Here is a 13164-nt window from a genome sequence, read left to right as displayed (position 1 = left end):
CCCCTGATGACGGAGCACCTCCCCTTGAGCACGCACAAGAGACCCCTCACCCGCCGACGGGTACTCGGCGCCTCGGCGCTGGGCGTCGCCGCCACCGGTGTTGCCGTCGCGGGCGGCACCGGCCTCCTCTCCGCCGCATCCGCGGCGACGTTCGGCTACTCGGACGACGGCAAGAACTACGTCGTCGACACCGGATCCTCCCTGGTCTTCAAGGTCTCGAAGACGACCGGCGACCTCACGTCCCTGGTCTACAAGGGCAAGGAGTACCAGGGGTACGGCGGTAAGAACTCGCACGTCGAGTCGGGGCTCGGGGCGTCCACGGTCACGGTGAGGCAGTCCGGGGCGGTCGTTCTGATCAAGGTCGTGCACGGCGCGATCACCCAGTGGTACGCGGCCCGCAGCGGCCAGAACAACGTCTACCTGTGGACGGACAAGAAGGACGCCTCCTTCACCGCGACCCGCTACATCGTCCGCCTGAAGCCCGGGATGTTCCCCAACACCGGTTCGGACTCCTGGATCGAGACCTCGGACCGGATCATCGAGGCCGGTGACGTCTGGAAGCGCGCGGACGGCACGACCCACTCCAAGCACTACTCGGGCAAGCGGACGATCGACTACGACCACATCGGCTTCACCACCGGCTCGGTCGGCCTCTGGATCGTCCGCTCCAACCACGAGAAGGCCTCCGGCGGTCCCTTCTACCGCTCGCTGCTGCGGCACTCGAACGACAAGGGTGCCGGGCTGTACGAGATCCTGCACTACAACGAGGCCCAGACCGAGGCGGAACGTTTCGGCCTCCAGGGCCCGTACGTCCTCTCCTTCACCGACGGCGGCGCTCCCTCGTCCTCGCTCTTCCACGACAGGCTCGACACCGGCTGGGTCGACGGGCTCGGCGTCACCGGCTGGGTCGGCGCGGCCGGCCGCGGCAAGGTTGCCGGGGTCGGCCTGAAGGGCATGGACGCCACGTACCCGTACACGGTGGGATTCGCCAACGCGGACGCGCAGTACTGGGCGAAGGCCGCGAGCGGGACCGGGGCGTTCTCCTGCAAGGGGATGCTGCCGGGGACGTACACGATGACGGTCTACAAGGGCGAACTCGCCGTGCACACCGCGTCGGTGAAGGTCACGGCGGGCGCCACCACCTCCCTGCACAGCCTCACGATCACCGGCGATCCGTCCACCGCCAAGGCCGTCTGGCGGCTCGGCGACTGGGACGGTACGCCCGGCGGGTTCAAGAACGCCCAGCTGATGACGTACGCGCATCCGTCCGACGGGCGCGCGGCCAAGTGGACAGGCAACGTCACGATCGGCAGCGGCGGCGAGGCGGCGTCCTTCCCCGCGTACATGTGGAAGGACGTCAACGACGGCATCCTGATCTATTTCAAGCTGACGGCGGCGCAGGCGGCGGCCGCGCACACGCTGCGGGTCGGGGTCACGGACGCGTTCGCGGGCGGCCGTCCCCGCGTCACCGTCAACGACTGGGTTTCGGCCGTTCCCACGGCTCCCACGCAGCCCAGCACCCGCTCTCTCACCACGGGTTCGTACCGTGGGAACAACCATTCGTTCACGTTCAACGTCCCTAGTAGTGCCTGGAAGAGCGACACCTCCCAGTACAACGTCCTGAAGCTCGACATCGTGAGCGGTTCGGGCGGCAGTGCCTATCTCAGCGCGGGCACGTCGTTCGACTGCGTAGACCTGCTGGCCTGAGCCCCCCTCGGCCAGCAGCTGCCGGCTGGAGCCCCCCTCGGGCCGGCACGAGGAACGCCCCGCCTGTGACGACAGGCGGGGCGTTTCGTCGCTTCGGCGTTTCGCCGCTCAGTTCATCGTCGTGCCGACGACGGTCGAGCCGGTGGTCAGGAAGGCCGTCGCGGGCAGCGAGCCGTCCGCCGCGCGGGCCCCGTACGCCGTGGCCGCGTCCACCGACTTGAAGGCCGGCGTGGCGACACCGCGGTCCCAGTTGTTCGCCGCGGACACGGTGGACGAACCCAGCTTGGACAGGCCCCCCTTGTTGCTCACCGCCAGGTTCCGGGCCAACCGGGCCCGGCCGGTGGCGAAGTAGAACCCGGCCTCGGTGTTGGCGTACGCCGTGTTGCGGTTCAGCACGATCGCCCCGGTGTTGGAGTTCTCGGTGAAGCCGTGAAGTGTGTTGTCCCAGGCCGCGTTGTTGTTGACGAGGTGCGCCACCGAGACGCCCCCGCCGCCCAGCTTGAACCCGTTGCCGTTGCCCTCGAAGGCGCCGTCACCCCACCGGTTCTTCCCGTTCCCGAAGGCCCAGCTGTGCTCGACGGTGACCGGCGAGGAGAACTGCCACAGGTCGAGCCCGTCGTCGGAGTTGTTGTAGAGGCGCGCCCCCGTGATCCTGTTGCCGGTCCCGGACCCGAACTTCACGGCGATCCCGTCGGCGTTCTGACCGTGCCCCGCCGGGTCGTAGTTGCCGTGGCTGTCCAGGTTCTGGACGAGGTTGTCGCTGGTCCCGTCGCCCCGCAGGGTGAATCCGGAGTCCCCGTTGTCCGCGGTGACGAGGTTCTTGAAGACACCGCCGACGGAGGAGGTGACGACGAGACCCTGGGCCGGTGAGTTCTGGAAGGTGAGGTTCTGGACGGTCCAGTAGTCGCCGTAGATCCCGGCAAGCCAGGACCCGGCGGGCAGCTTGGACCCGTCGATCCGCACCTTCTCGCCGTCGTGGGCCCGCAGGGTGATCCGTGCCGAACTCGTGCCGTTCGCGGTGGACTTGAGGGTGGCGGAGGGGGTGTACGTGCCCGCGCGGACCTGGATCGTCGTACCGGCGACGGCGTTCCTGACCGCGGCTTCCAGCTGGGCCGTGCCGGAGACGGTGACCGTCGTGGACGCGGCCTCGGCCCCGCCGCCCGACAGGCCGAGATACACACCGCCGGCGCCCGCGGCGACGGCGACCGCCGCGGCGATGGAGAGCGTGCGGGTGCGGCGGTGACGGCCGGTGCTGTGACGCACGGGGCGTTCCTTTCCTTGGTGACGGGACGCCCTGAAGTCGCCGCCGTGCCCCCCGAAGGTTGCCACGGCTCAACGAAAACGACCGAAACTTTCGCTGCTTGTCATCCCGCGCTCACCGATTGACGCGCTGTTTCCCGCTCGTAACACTCCGAAGGCGCGCACAGCCCCCAACAGAAACCCCCACACCCCCACACTCACAGGAGCGACATGCGCCCACGTATCCTCCTCGTCGCCTGTCTCTCGCTACTGCTCGCCCTCCTCACCGCACCGCCCGGTACCGCCCACTCAGGAGCACCACCCGTGAGCCACCCCAAGTACGCCGGTTATCTCTTCGCCTACTTCACCGGCGAGGGCACCGCCGACGGCGAGCAGATCCGCTACGCCCTCAGCCGCGGCAACGACCCGCTGCACTGGCGCGAGCTGAACCAGGGCAAGCCCGTCCTGACGTCGACGACCGGCGAGAAGGGCCTGCGCGACCCGTTCGTGATCCGCTCCCCCGAGGGCGACAAGTTCTATCTGATCGCCACCGACCTGCGCATGTACCGGAACAGCAGCGGCAGCTGGGACGACGTCCAGCGGCACGGCAGCAAGTCGGTCATGATCTGGGAGTCCACCGACCTGGTCCACTGGACCGACCAGCGGCTGGTGAAGGTGGCCCCGGACAACGCGGGCAACACCTGGGCGCCGGAGGCCTACTGGGACGCCGGCCTCGGTGAGTACGTCGTCTTCTGGGCGTCGAAGCTGTACGCCGACGAGGACCCCGGGCACACGGGATCGACGTACAACAAGATGCTGTACGCGACCACCAAGGACTTCCGCACCTTCAGCGCGCCCAAGGTCTGGGACGACCCCGGCTACTCGGTGATCGACTCGACGGTCGTGAAGTACAAGGACACCTACTACCGCTACACCAAGGACGAGCGGGACCCCACCTCCAGCTCGCCCTGCGCCAAGTTCATCACCGGCGAGAAGTCGACGAGTCTGACCTCGACGAAGTACGACCTGGTCGCGGACTGCATCGGCAGCGGTGCGATGGACCGGGGTGAGGGTCCGACGGTGTTCAAGTCGAACACCGAGAAGAAGTGGTACCTGTTCATCGACGAGTACGGCGGTCGCGGATACGTCCCCTTCGAGACCACCGACCTCGACTCGGGGAAGTGGACCCCGTCCACGAACTACCAGCTGCCCGCAAGTCCCCGCCATGGCACGGTACTTCCGGTGACGCAGCAGGAGTACGACCGGCTGCTGGCCGCGTATCCGGTCTCCGGGACCTCGGTCGTGGACGCGACGGCCGAGGGCCAGAAGGGGTACGCGATCGTCACGGAGGCCGCCTCGAAGGTCGTGCTGCCGATGCGGCCCGGCATCGATCTCACCCGTCTGGCACCGGAGTTGGCGGTCGGCGCGGGGGCCCGCGTGAGCCCCGCCTCCGGCACCCGGCGTGACTTCCGCAAGCCGCAGACGTACACGGTGACGGGGGCCGACGGGACGACCCGCGGATGGACGGTCGAGGCCGTGGCGACCGGTAGCCCGGTTCTTCCCGGCCTCAACGCCGACCCGGACGTGCACTATCTGGACGGCGAGTACTGGATCTACCCGACGACCGACGGCTTCCAGGGCTGGGGCGGGACGCGGTTCACGGCGTACTCGTCGAAGGATCTGGTCCACTGGAAGAACCACGGGGTGATCCTGGACCTCGGCGCGGACGTGTCGTGGGCCGACAAGTACGCCTGGGCGCCGGCGATCGCCGAGCGGGACGGGACGTACTACTTCTACTTCTGCGCCGAGCAGCAGATCGGTGTGGCCGTGGCGGACTCCCCCGCGGGTCCCTTCAAGGACGCGCTCGGCAAGCCACTGGTGGCCAAGGGCGGTGCGCTGAAGGGGCAGATGATCGACCCGGCCGTCTTCACGGACGACGACGGGACGCCGTACCTCTACTGGGGCAACGGGCACGGGTACGTGGTGCCGCTGAACGACGACATGGTGTCGTACGACCCCTCGAAGATCGAGGACATCACCCCGGACAACTTCCGCGAGGGGTCGTTCGTGATCAAGCGGAACGGCACGTACTACTTCATGTGGTCCGAGGACGACACCCGCAGCGAGAACTACCACGTCGCCTATGCGACGGGACCGTCCCCGCTCGGTCCGTGGACCAAGAAGGGGACGATCCTGTCCAAGCGTCCCGAGTACGGCATCCTCGCCACCGGCCACCACTCCGTGGTGAACGTCCCCGGCACCGACGACTGGTACATCGTCTATCACCGGTTCGCCCTGAACGGGCCGGGGAAGCCGGGCGGCGACGGTATGCACCGCGAAACCACCGTCGACCGCATGGAGTTCGCGGCGGACGGCACGATCAAGCCCGTGGTGCCGACCCTGGCGGGGATCCGGCCGGTGCGGAACTAGCTCACGAAGTACGTCGGGTTGGGGAGCTTGTACGTCCGGTCGGCGTAACCGCCGTCGAGGTCGGAGTACTGGTCGCCGAAGTTGGCGATGATCTCGTACCCGAGGTCCTTCTCGATGTGCGCGCGGGTGCCGGACTTGTACTGCACGGTGGTGCAGGTCCAGGTGCCGGGCGTGGCGCAGGCGTTCAGGTAGGACGGCGGGTTCGCCTTGTCCTTGAGGAACATGTGGTCGGCGTCGAGGTTCACATCGGCGCCGATCTTCTTCAGGTTCTCGACCGCGGCGGTCCGCTGCGCCTCGCTCAGGCCGGAGTTGTAGAAGACCTCCACGCCCTTCTTCTCGGCGTACTGCACCAGCTCGGCGCTGCCGAAGACCCCGGGACGGTCGGCCCGGTTCACGTAGTCGGCCCACGTGGTGGCGTTGTACGTGTAGTTGTACCGCTTCTCGTAGTCGAGGCTGAGCAGCAGGGTGTCGTCGATGTCGAAGACGACGGCCGGCTTCTCGCCCCGGTGGTGCGCCTTGCGGGCGGCCTGGTCGATGTACTTCCGCGCGGCCGCGTCGATGCTCGCGAGGTCCTTGGCGTACGGGCTGGTGGGCGACGCCTGGTAGACACCGTTCGCGTCGGGCGCGGTGCCGTAGTAGGTGTCGATGTCCTTGACCAGGAGCCCGATGTTGTAGGGCTCGTGCGTGGAGTTCGCCGTGGACTGGTGGGCCGTGGCCGCACCGGCGCCGTACACGGCGACGCCGACGACCGCGCAGGCGGTGGTGACGGCTGCGATACGCAGTGACTTATGCATGACAGAGGTTCTACGCGCGTCACCCGCGTGGGCGCGAGACCCGCCGGGTAAAAAACGGGTCAAGCGCCCCGGGACGGGGTCCTCGCGGGCCGCGTCAGTTCATGGTCGCGCCGATGGTGGTGCTGCCCGTCGTCAGGAAGGTGGTGGCGGGCAGGGTGCCGCTGGAGCTGCGGGCGTTGTACGTCGTCGAGGCGTCCGTCGACTTGAAGGCGGGGGTGCTGATCCCGCTGTCCCAGTTGTTGCCGGACGAGCTGACCTTGGAGCCCTTGCTGACCGAGCCGCCGCCGTTGCTCACCGCGAGGTTCTTGCCGAGCTTCGCGGAGCTGGTGGCGAAGTAGTAGCCCCACTTGCTGTTGGCGTAGGCGGTGGTGCGGTTGATGACGATCGCGCCGGTGTTGGAGTTCTCGGTGAAGCCGTTGCCCGCGTTGCCCCAGGCGGCGGAGTTGTTGACGACGTGCGCGACGACCTCGCCGTCGCCGCCCAGCTTGTAGCCGTTGCCGTTGCCCTCGAAGGCGGAGTCGCCCCAGCGGTTGACGCCGTTGCCGAACGACCAGGAGTGCTCGATCGTGACGGGCGAGGCGAAGGACCACAGGTCGATGCCGTCATCCGAGTTGTTGTACAGGCGCGCTCCGGTGACCAGGTTGCCGGTGCCGGAGCCGAACTTGATGGCGACACCGTCCGCGTTCTGGCCGTGCTCCGCCGGGTCGTAGTTGCCGTAGCTGTCCAGGTTCTTGACCGTGTTGTTCACTGTGCCGTCGCCGGTGAGCGTGAAGCCGGAGTCGCCGCCGTTGATGGTCTTGATGTTGTTCCAGACCGTGCCGGTGCAGGACTGGCAGACGACCGCGCTGTCCGGGGAGTTCTGGAAGGTGATGTTGGAGACGTTCCAGTAGTCGGCGGTCAGCTTGAAGATCCAGGCGCCGGCGGGCAGCGACGAACCGTCGATCTTCACGGTCTCCGAGCCGTACGCGGTGAGCGTGATGGGCGCGGAGGAGCTGCCGTTCGCCGTGGACTGGAGGGTGGCCGTCGGGTAGTAGGTGCCGCCGCGGACCTGGATCACCGTGCCGGCGGTGGCGTTCTTGATGGCGTTGGACAGGTCGGTGGAGTTGCTGACGACGACCGTCGCGGCCTGGGCCTGGGTGGGGAGGACGGCGAGGCCGACGCCCAGGGACAGGGCCGACAGGACGGTGAGAGAGGTACGACGAGACATGGGGAGCGGGTCCCTTCGGGTGCGGGTGGGGGGATGGTTCACAGGACGGAGTCGAGCCAGCTGAAGACCTCGTCCTGCATGCGGTCGACGAAGACATGGCCGAGGTCGGGCCAGGTCTTCAGGCGCAACCGCTCCTCGGCGTGGCGGGAGTGCCAGACGGCGCGCAGCTTGTCGTACGCCACGTGGACGCCGTCGGCGGGGAACAGCGGGTCGAGCCCGCCGTCGAAGAAGAGCATCGGCCTGGGGGCGGCGATGCTCGCCACGTCGGGGAAGTCGAGGAACCGGGGCAGCCCGGGGTGGAGCATGTAGTAACTGGACTGCCCGCGCAGGGTGTTGTTGCCGGGCACCATCATGTCCTTCAGGCCGGTCATCCAGCAGACGGCCGCCGTCGCCTTGACGGCGTCGGTCAGCGCGGCGGTCTGCCAGGCGCGGTAGGCCCCCATGGAGAAGCCGACGGCGGCGACCCTGCGGGGGTCCACCTGGTCGAGGCCGGCGAGGAATTCGGCGGCGCGGGCGTCCTCACGGGCCATGAGCCCGGCGAGCGAGGAGCCGAGGTTGTAGAAGTTGCTGGCCAGGGCCTGCTGCTGGTCGTAGGTGATCGGTCCGCGGTCGCCCCAGCCGAGGGCGTCCGCGCACAGGACGACATGGCCGCGCCGGGCCAGCTCGTCGCCGACGAACCGGCCGCTGAAGTACTTGCCGGCCCAGGCCTGCGCGGAGGCGAGCCGGGTGTCGTCGTACCAGGGCCGGACCAGCTTCTCCTTGCCGATGTCGAACTTCGCCCCGTGGTCGTGGAGCAGCAGCACGGCGGGGAACGGGCCGGGGCCGTGCGGGGTGAGCAGGGCGGCCCGGACGCGTTCGTGGCGGGTGAGGGAGAGGGTGACCAACTCCCGCGTGTAGCCGTCGCCTTGGGAGACCTGGCTGCGCTCGGGCGCGTACGGCGTTCCGTCCTCGCGGTCGACGAGCAGGTGCTCCTCGACCTTGGCACGGGCCTGCCGGCGCCAGGTGCGGAAGTCGCGGACCGGTGAAGTCCCCCAGGCCAGCGGGAAGGTCAGCTCGGCCTTGAGCGCCGGGTGGAAGTCGGGCAGCGGGCCGTCCACCACCCCGGCCTCGGAGGGGCTCACCGCTCCCCCGGCCAGCACGGCCGCTCCGGCGCCGACCACGAACGCCCGCCGCCCCAGCGGGTCACCGGTGCCCATAGGGCCTCCAGTCCCCCAGATACGTCCGCGGGGTGTGCGCGGCGGCCTCGGCGGCGGTGAGCTGGGGCCTGTTGTCGGGGACGGTGATGACCGCGCCGGGGCCCGAGTTGGCGTACTCCCGGAAGCGCATGGTCTGCCAGGGGTAGGCCTCGCGCATGTTGGTGTAGGGCGTGACCGGGTCGATTCCGGGCCCGATCCAGGAGTCCCGCACGACGAGCGACGGCCATGCGGTCGTCTCGTACGACGGCACCCAGGGCCGTGCCAGTCTGTACGCCCCGTCCTCAGCCCCGGAGGTGATGCGGGAGCGGACGGCGAGGATGCCGTACGGGTTGGCGCGGGCCGTGGAGGGGGCGAAGACCATGCCCTTGGGGGTGAAGCCGACGTCCCGCTGGAGGGTGTGGAAGTGGCACTCGTCGAAGACGGCGGTGGCCCGGCCGAAGACGAAGTCGACGTCGCCCTCGATGTAGCAGCGGCGGAAGTACTGCCGGTCGAAGGCGGTGAGCGCGGTCGTCTCGACGAAGAGGGTGTCCTGGTGGGCCAGGAGCCGGACGTTCTCGAAGTGGGTGCGGTCGCCGTAGGTGTAGGCGGCGACCGCCTGGGTGCCGGTGATGTCGGGGTGGTCGGCGCGCAGCCAGTCGTTGGCGAGGGTGAGGTCGCGGACGGTGAGGCCGGGGGCGGCGGAGGTGAAGGTGGCGGAGCCGGCGGTGCCGTAGGTGCCCGAACCGTCGGGCTTCTGGGTGCCGTTGGCGTTGTCGTACACGATGACGGCGGCGCGGGGGTCACGGCTCGCGCCGCGCAGGGTCAACTCCGCCGCGGCGGCGGGGACGTCGACGACCTCACGATAGGTGCCCGGGTGCACGACGATCGTCCAGCCGGGGCCGGTCACCGCGTCGACGGCGGCCTGGACGGAGTCGCCGGGGCGGACGTGGAGGACGCGGTGTCCTCCGGCGGCGAAGGCGGGGGTCGCTCCCGCCGCCGCGAGTCCGAGGCCGGCCGCGAGAAGGGTGCGCCTGCGCATCAGCACGACTCCTTCCAGGGCCGCCAGTCGCCGAGGTAGGTCTCGCGCGTCGCCGACTCGGCTTGCTCCGCGGTGAGTTGGGGCCGGTTCTCCGGGACGGTGATCCTGGCGCCGGGGCCGGTGTCGCGGTACTCGGCGAAGCGCTGGTTCTGCCAGGGGAAGGTGTCCGACATGTTGGTGTAGGGGGCGGCCGCGTCGATACCGGGGCCCAGCCAGGTGTCCCGGACGGTGAGGCTCGGTTTCGCGGTGGTGTCGGAGCTGGGCACCCATGGACGGGCCAACTTGTAGAAGCCGTCCGGGGCTTCACTCGTCACCCGGCTGTGGGTCACCAGGTACCCGCGCGGGTTGGCCCCCGCCGTCGAGGGCGCGAACACGAAGCCGTACGGCGCCGCCGCCAGGTCGGTCCGGTTCAGGGTCCGGAAGTGGCAGTGCTCGAACACCGCCGTGGCCCGCCCGAAGACGAAGTCGACGTCTCCCTCGGCGTAGCAGTGCGCGAAGTACTGGCGGGCGAAGGAGGTGAGGGCGATCGAGTCGGCGTACAGGGTGTCCTGGTGGCCGAGGAAGCGGCAGTGGTGGAAGGCGGAGCGGTCGCCCTGGACCTTGAGGGCGACGGCCTGGGTGCCGGTGATCTCGGGGTGGTCGGCGCGCAGCCAGTCGTTGGCGAAGGTGATCCAGCGGGCGGTGAAGCCGTCGGCCTGCACGGTGGTGGTGGCCGATCCGGTGGTGCCGTAGGTGCCGCCGCCGGGCTTGGGGGTGCCGGCCGCGTTGTCGTAGACGATCACGACGTCCCGGGGGTCCTCGGTGGCGCCGATCCAGGTCGCCTCGGTGCGGGTGGCGTCGACGGCGACGGTCTCCCGGTAGGTGCCGGGGGCGAGGACCAGGGTCCAGCCGCTGCCGGTGGCGGCGGTGACGGCGTCCTTCACGGTGGTGTGGTCGCCGCGGCCCCGGGGGTCGACGTAGAGCGTCTGCGGGGAGAGCCGGGCGGCCGGCGATCCGAAGCGGCCGAAGGGGCGCCTGGCCGGGGCGGCCGTCGCGGGGCTCGTGGTGAGGGCGAGCGCGGCTGCCGCTCCGGTGCTCGCGAGCAGGAACCCCCTTCTGGACAGGGGGAGTTGTGCGTGGGGCGAGGACATGCGGGTGCTCCTTGGGCGTGCGGCTCGGTAGGGGGTGCCTCGCTGTGGGGGGTGGGGAAGGTGGCCGGGGCGGCCGCTGGATTCCGCCCCGGCCGGTCAGGGGGTGGTACGGGCAGACGCGGGCCTGCCGATGGCTGGGGTCGGCGGGCCCGGTCGACTGGCGGGCCGGTGCCGGCAGGCCGGCCCGTCGGTCGGAGGGACCACGTCGGCGGGCCGACCGGTCCAGCGGGCGCCCGCCGACAGAACCCGCGCCAACGGCCCAGGCCGGCCCAACGGGAACGATGTCAGCAGATGCGGCCCGCGCCCGCGCCGCGGTCGACGATCCCCGGCACCTTCTTGGCCGGGTCGACCTTCGTGCGCAGGGTCGGGGTCCAGCCCGCGCCGGACGACAGGGTCTCGGCGGGGATCTCGGCGTTGTGGACGGCGATCAGGTCGGTGAGCGTGCCGTTGACGTAGTTGTCGTCGGCGGTGAGCGGGGAGACGTTCCACCGCTTGAGCACCTTCGCCGCGCTGACCCCCGTGGGCAGGGTGAACGCGTTGTGCTCGGCGACGAGTTGGGACTCCTTGCCGATGCCGAAGCTGTAGGCGTAGTCGCTGTTCGCGACGAAGTGGTTGTTGTAGGAGTCGACCTGTCCGAAGCGGACGCGGGGTGCGCGCTCGACGAGGTTGGAGAACAGGTTGTGGTGGAAGGTGACCTTGAGCTTGCCCCGGTCCCCGGCCGCCGTGGACTCGCTGTCGCTGTTGCCGATCAGGATCGTCTTGTCGTGCTCGGTGAAGACGTTCCAGGAGGCGGTGACGTAGTTCGCGCCCCGGACGATGTCCAGCTCGCCGTCGTGCTGCTGGTAGAGCATGCCGAAGTAGGTCGGCGCGGCGCTGTCGGGGTGGGAGCCGTCGGTGAAGGTGTTGTGGTCCAGCCACACATGGGTGGAGCCGTAGACGACGGCGGTGTCGTACTCGGAGTTCCAGTTGCCCTTGTCGCCGTCGGTGGGGTCCCACTGCGGGAAGCAGTCGATGGGGCTCTCGAAGGTGAGGTTGCGGACGATGACGTTGTCCACGGCCTTGATCTGGAGGCTCGCGCCCTTGAACCCGGCGTTCTTGCCGATACCGACGATCGTGGTGTTGGCGGGGACGTTCGCCTTGATGGTCTGGTCCTGGTTGGCGGCGGAGACGCGGCGCAGGCCCTCGGGGCTGTCGTCGGGCTCGGCGCTCAGGTCGGTGTCCAGGCCCCACGCCTCGGGGGAGTACTTCGCCAGGTAGGCGTCGAAGTCGTACCCGGGCGCGGCGAGGGAGTCGCAGCCCTCGGAGACCGCGTCGATGGTCCCCTTCACCTTGATGATCTTCGGTGCGGTCCCGCCGGCGGCGAGGGCGGCCTTGAAGCCGGCCCAGTCGGTCACGGTGTACACATGGGCGGCGTCGGCGGCCGCGCCTCCGGTGGTGCCGGTGCCGTCGGAGGCCCAGCCGTCACCGGCGGCGAGGGTGTCGCGGGCGAGGTCGTGCCCCTTGGCCTGGGCGGTGGTGCCGGTGACCGTGAGCACCAGGGCGGCGCATCCTGCCACGGCCATCGCCTTTGTCATGACATGCCCATGCCATATCTGTGCGTTCATTGTGCGGCTCTCTTCTGGATGAAGGGGAGGGTCAGACGGTGGCCGGCGACGGCCAGGTGATCCACGACTCCGGGATCTCGGCGTCGAGCCGGCGCACGTCCCGGGGCGCCAGCACGCGGTGCCGCAGCAGTTCACGGGCGACCAGACGCGCCACCGCGATGGCACCGGGCGGATTGAAGTGCGTGTTGTCCTGCTCGGTGTCGGTCCAGTTGAAGTACTTCTTGGTCTCCTCGACGCCGAGCTTCTGCCACAGAGCGAGCGACAGCGCCTGGATGTCGAGCAGCGTCACGCCTTCTTCCTGGGCGAGCGCACGCATGGCCGCCGGGTACTCGCCGTGGGTCGGCACGGCGTTGCCGCTCGCGTCGAACTTCCGTCGCTCCACGGGCGTGGCGAGCACCGGCCGGGCACCCTTCGCGCGGGCGCCGTCGATGTACAGGCGCAGATAGTCCTGGTACGTCGTCCAGGGCTCGGTGTAGCGGGTCGGATCGGCGGTCTTCTCGTCGTTGTGCGCGAACTGGACCAGCAGGAAGTCACCGGGTTTGATCAGACCGAGAATCGCGTCGAGCCGTCCCTCGTCCACGAAGGACTTAGAACTCCGGCCGTTCACCGCGTGATTGGCGACGGCCAGGTCCTGGGCCAGGAAGAAGGGGAGTGCCATGCCCCACCCGGTCTCGGGCGCGGCGTCGGAGTACTTCTGGGCGGCGGTGGAGTCGCCGGCGATGAAGAGGGTGCGAGTCCTCCGGGGAGAGGCTTGAGCGGTGCCGGCCGCGCCGAGAGCGAGCGGCACGGTGGCAAGCGCCGCGACGGTGACTTGTCTACGCGTGAGTGTCATATCAGGT

General features: G+C 69.4%; 10 protein-coding genes. 2 read left to right on the top strand and 8 right to left on the bottom strand.

Going from position 1 to position 13164, the window contains the following annotated elements:
* Positions 1–24 precede the first annotated feature (24 nt).
* Positions 25–1707: a rhamnogalacturonan lyase B N-terminal domain-containing protein gene (locus ACFYZ8_RS28395; RefSeq protein WP_388537932.1), complete on the top strand. Its 1683-nt coding sequence runs from the start codon at positions 25–27 to the stop codon at positions 1705–1707.
* A 108-nt stretch (positions 1708–1815) separates the two neighbouring features.
* On the opposite strand, the gene ACFYZ8_RS28390 is transcribed toward ACFYZ8_RS28395, so the two are convergent.
* Entirely contained in the window at positions 1816–2970 is a 1155-nt protein-coding gene (locus ACFYZ8_RS28390; RefSeq protein WP_359029690.1) for a right-handed parallel beta-helix repeat-containing protein, read from the bottom strand.
* A 207-nt stretch (positions 2971–3177) separates the two neighbouring features.
* On the opposite strand from ACFYZ8_RS28390, the gene ACFYZ8_RS28385 reads away from it, so the two are divergent.
* On the top strand, positions 3178–5376 hold the full coding sequence (locus ACFYZ8_RS28385; protein ID WP_388537929.1) for a family 43 glycosylhydrolase: 2199 nt from the start codon (positions 3178–3180) through the stop codon (positions 5374–5376).
* On the opposite strand, the gene ACFYZ8_RS28380 is transcribed toward ACFYZ8_RS28385, so the two are convergent.
* The 7 genes from ACFYZ8_RS28380 to ACFYZ8_RS28350 form a co-directional block, all read right to left on the bottom strand.
* A complete protein-coding gene (locus tag ACFYZ8_RS28380; protein WP_388537927.1) occupies positions 5373–6170 on the bottom strand; it encodes an HAD family acid phosphatase in 798 nt (265 codons plus the stop codon). The genes ACFYZ8_RS28385 and ACFYZ8_RS28380 overlap by 4 nt on opposite strands.
* A gap of 94 nt (positions 6171–6264) precedes the next feature.
* Complete coding sequence (locus ACFYZ8_RS28375; protein ID WP_388537925.1) at positions 6265–7377, bottom strand: chondroitinase-B domain-containing protein; 1113 nt, start codon at positions 7375–7377, stop codon at positions 6265–6267.
* Between the two features lie 38 nt (positions 7378–7415).
* A complete protein-coding gene (locus ACFYZ8_RS28370; protein ID WP_388537924.1) occupies positions 7416–8573 on the bottom strand; it encodes a dienelactone hydrolase family protein in 1158 nt (385 codons plus the stop codon).
* Positions 8560–9591 carry a pectinesterase family protein gene (locus ACFYZ8_RS28365; protein WP_388537922.1) on the bottom strand — a complete coding sequence of 344 codons (1032 nt, stop codon included), beginning with the start codon at positions 9589–9591 and terminating at the stop codon, positions 8560–8562. The genes ACFYZ8_RS28370 and ACFYZ8_RS28365 overlap by 14 nt, the downstream gene beginning before the upstream one ends.
* Positions 9591–10721, bottom strand: a complete 1131-nt coding sequence (locus tag ACFYZ8_RS28360) for a pectinesterase family protein (protein WP_388537920.1) — start codon at positions 10719–10721, stop codon at positions 9591–9593. Before ACFYZ8_RS28360 ends, ACFYZ8_RS28365 begins: the two co-directional genes overlap by 1 nt.
* Positions 10722–11005: 284 nt before the next feature.
* A complete protein-coding gene (locus ACFYZ8_RS28355) occupies positions 11006–12325 on the bottom strand; it encodes a pectate lyase (RefSeq protein WP_359029683.1) in 1320 nt (439 codons plus the stop codon).
* Positions 12326–12356: 31 nt separating this feature from the next.
* Positions 12357–13157, bottom strand: a complete 801-nt coding sequence (locus ACFYZ8_RS28350; RefSeq protein ID WP_388537918.1) for a rhamnogalacturonan acetylesterase — start codon at positions 13155–13157, stop codon at positions 12357–12359.
* Positions 13158–13164 lie beyond the last annotated feature (7 nt).

Origin of the sequence: Streptomyces sp. NPDC001668 (genome assembly GCF_042893155.1) — a bacterium.
Lineage (GTDB): Bacteria > Actinomycetota > Actinomycetes > Streptomycetales > Streptomycetaceae > Streptomyces.
Note: the sequence above shows the minus strand (reverse complement) of the source record. Positions and strands in the feature narration are given on the sequence as shown.

What these genes read in the sequence shown, in the direction of transcription:
- ACFYZ8_RS28385 (WP_388537929.1), top strand. Translation starts at nt 3,178, where the DNA reads ATGCGCCCACGTATCCTCCTCGTCGCCTGTCTCTCGCTACTGCTCGCC.
- ACFYZ8_RS28380 (WP_388537927.1), bottom strand. Translation starts at nt 6,170, where the DNA reads ATGCATAAGTCACTGCGTATCGCAGCCGTCACCACCGCCTGCGCGGTC.
- ACFYZ8_RS28375 (WP_388537925.1), bottom strand. Translation starts at nt 7,377, where the DNA reads ATGTCTCGTCGTACCTCTCTCACCGTCCTGTCGGCCCTGTCCCTGGGC.
- ACFYZ8_RS28370 (WP_388537924.1), bottom strand. Translation starts at nt 8,573, where the DNA reads ATGGGCACCGGTGACCCGCTGGGGCGGCGGGCGTTCGTGGTCGGCGCC.
- ACFYZ8_RS28365 (WP_388537922.1), bottom strand. Translation starts at nt 9,591, where the DNA reads ATGCGCAGGCGCACCCTTCTCGCGGCCGGCCTCGGACTCGCGGCGGCG.
- ACFYZ8_RS28360 (WP_388537920.1), bottom strand. Translation starts at nt 10,721, where the DNA reads ATGTCCTCGCCCCACGCACAACTCCCCCTGTCCAGAAGGGGGTTCCTG.
- ACFYZ8_RS28355 (WP_359029683.1), bottom strand. Translation starts at nt 12,325, where the DNA reads ATGAACGCACAGATATGGCATGGGCATGTCATGACAAAGGCGATGGCC.
- ACFYZ8_RS28350 (WP_388537918.1), bottom strand. Translation starts at nt 13,157, where the DNA reads ATGACACTCACGCGTAGACAAGTCACCGTCGCGGCGCTTGCCACCGTG.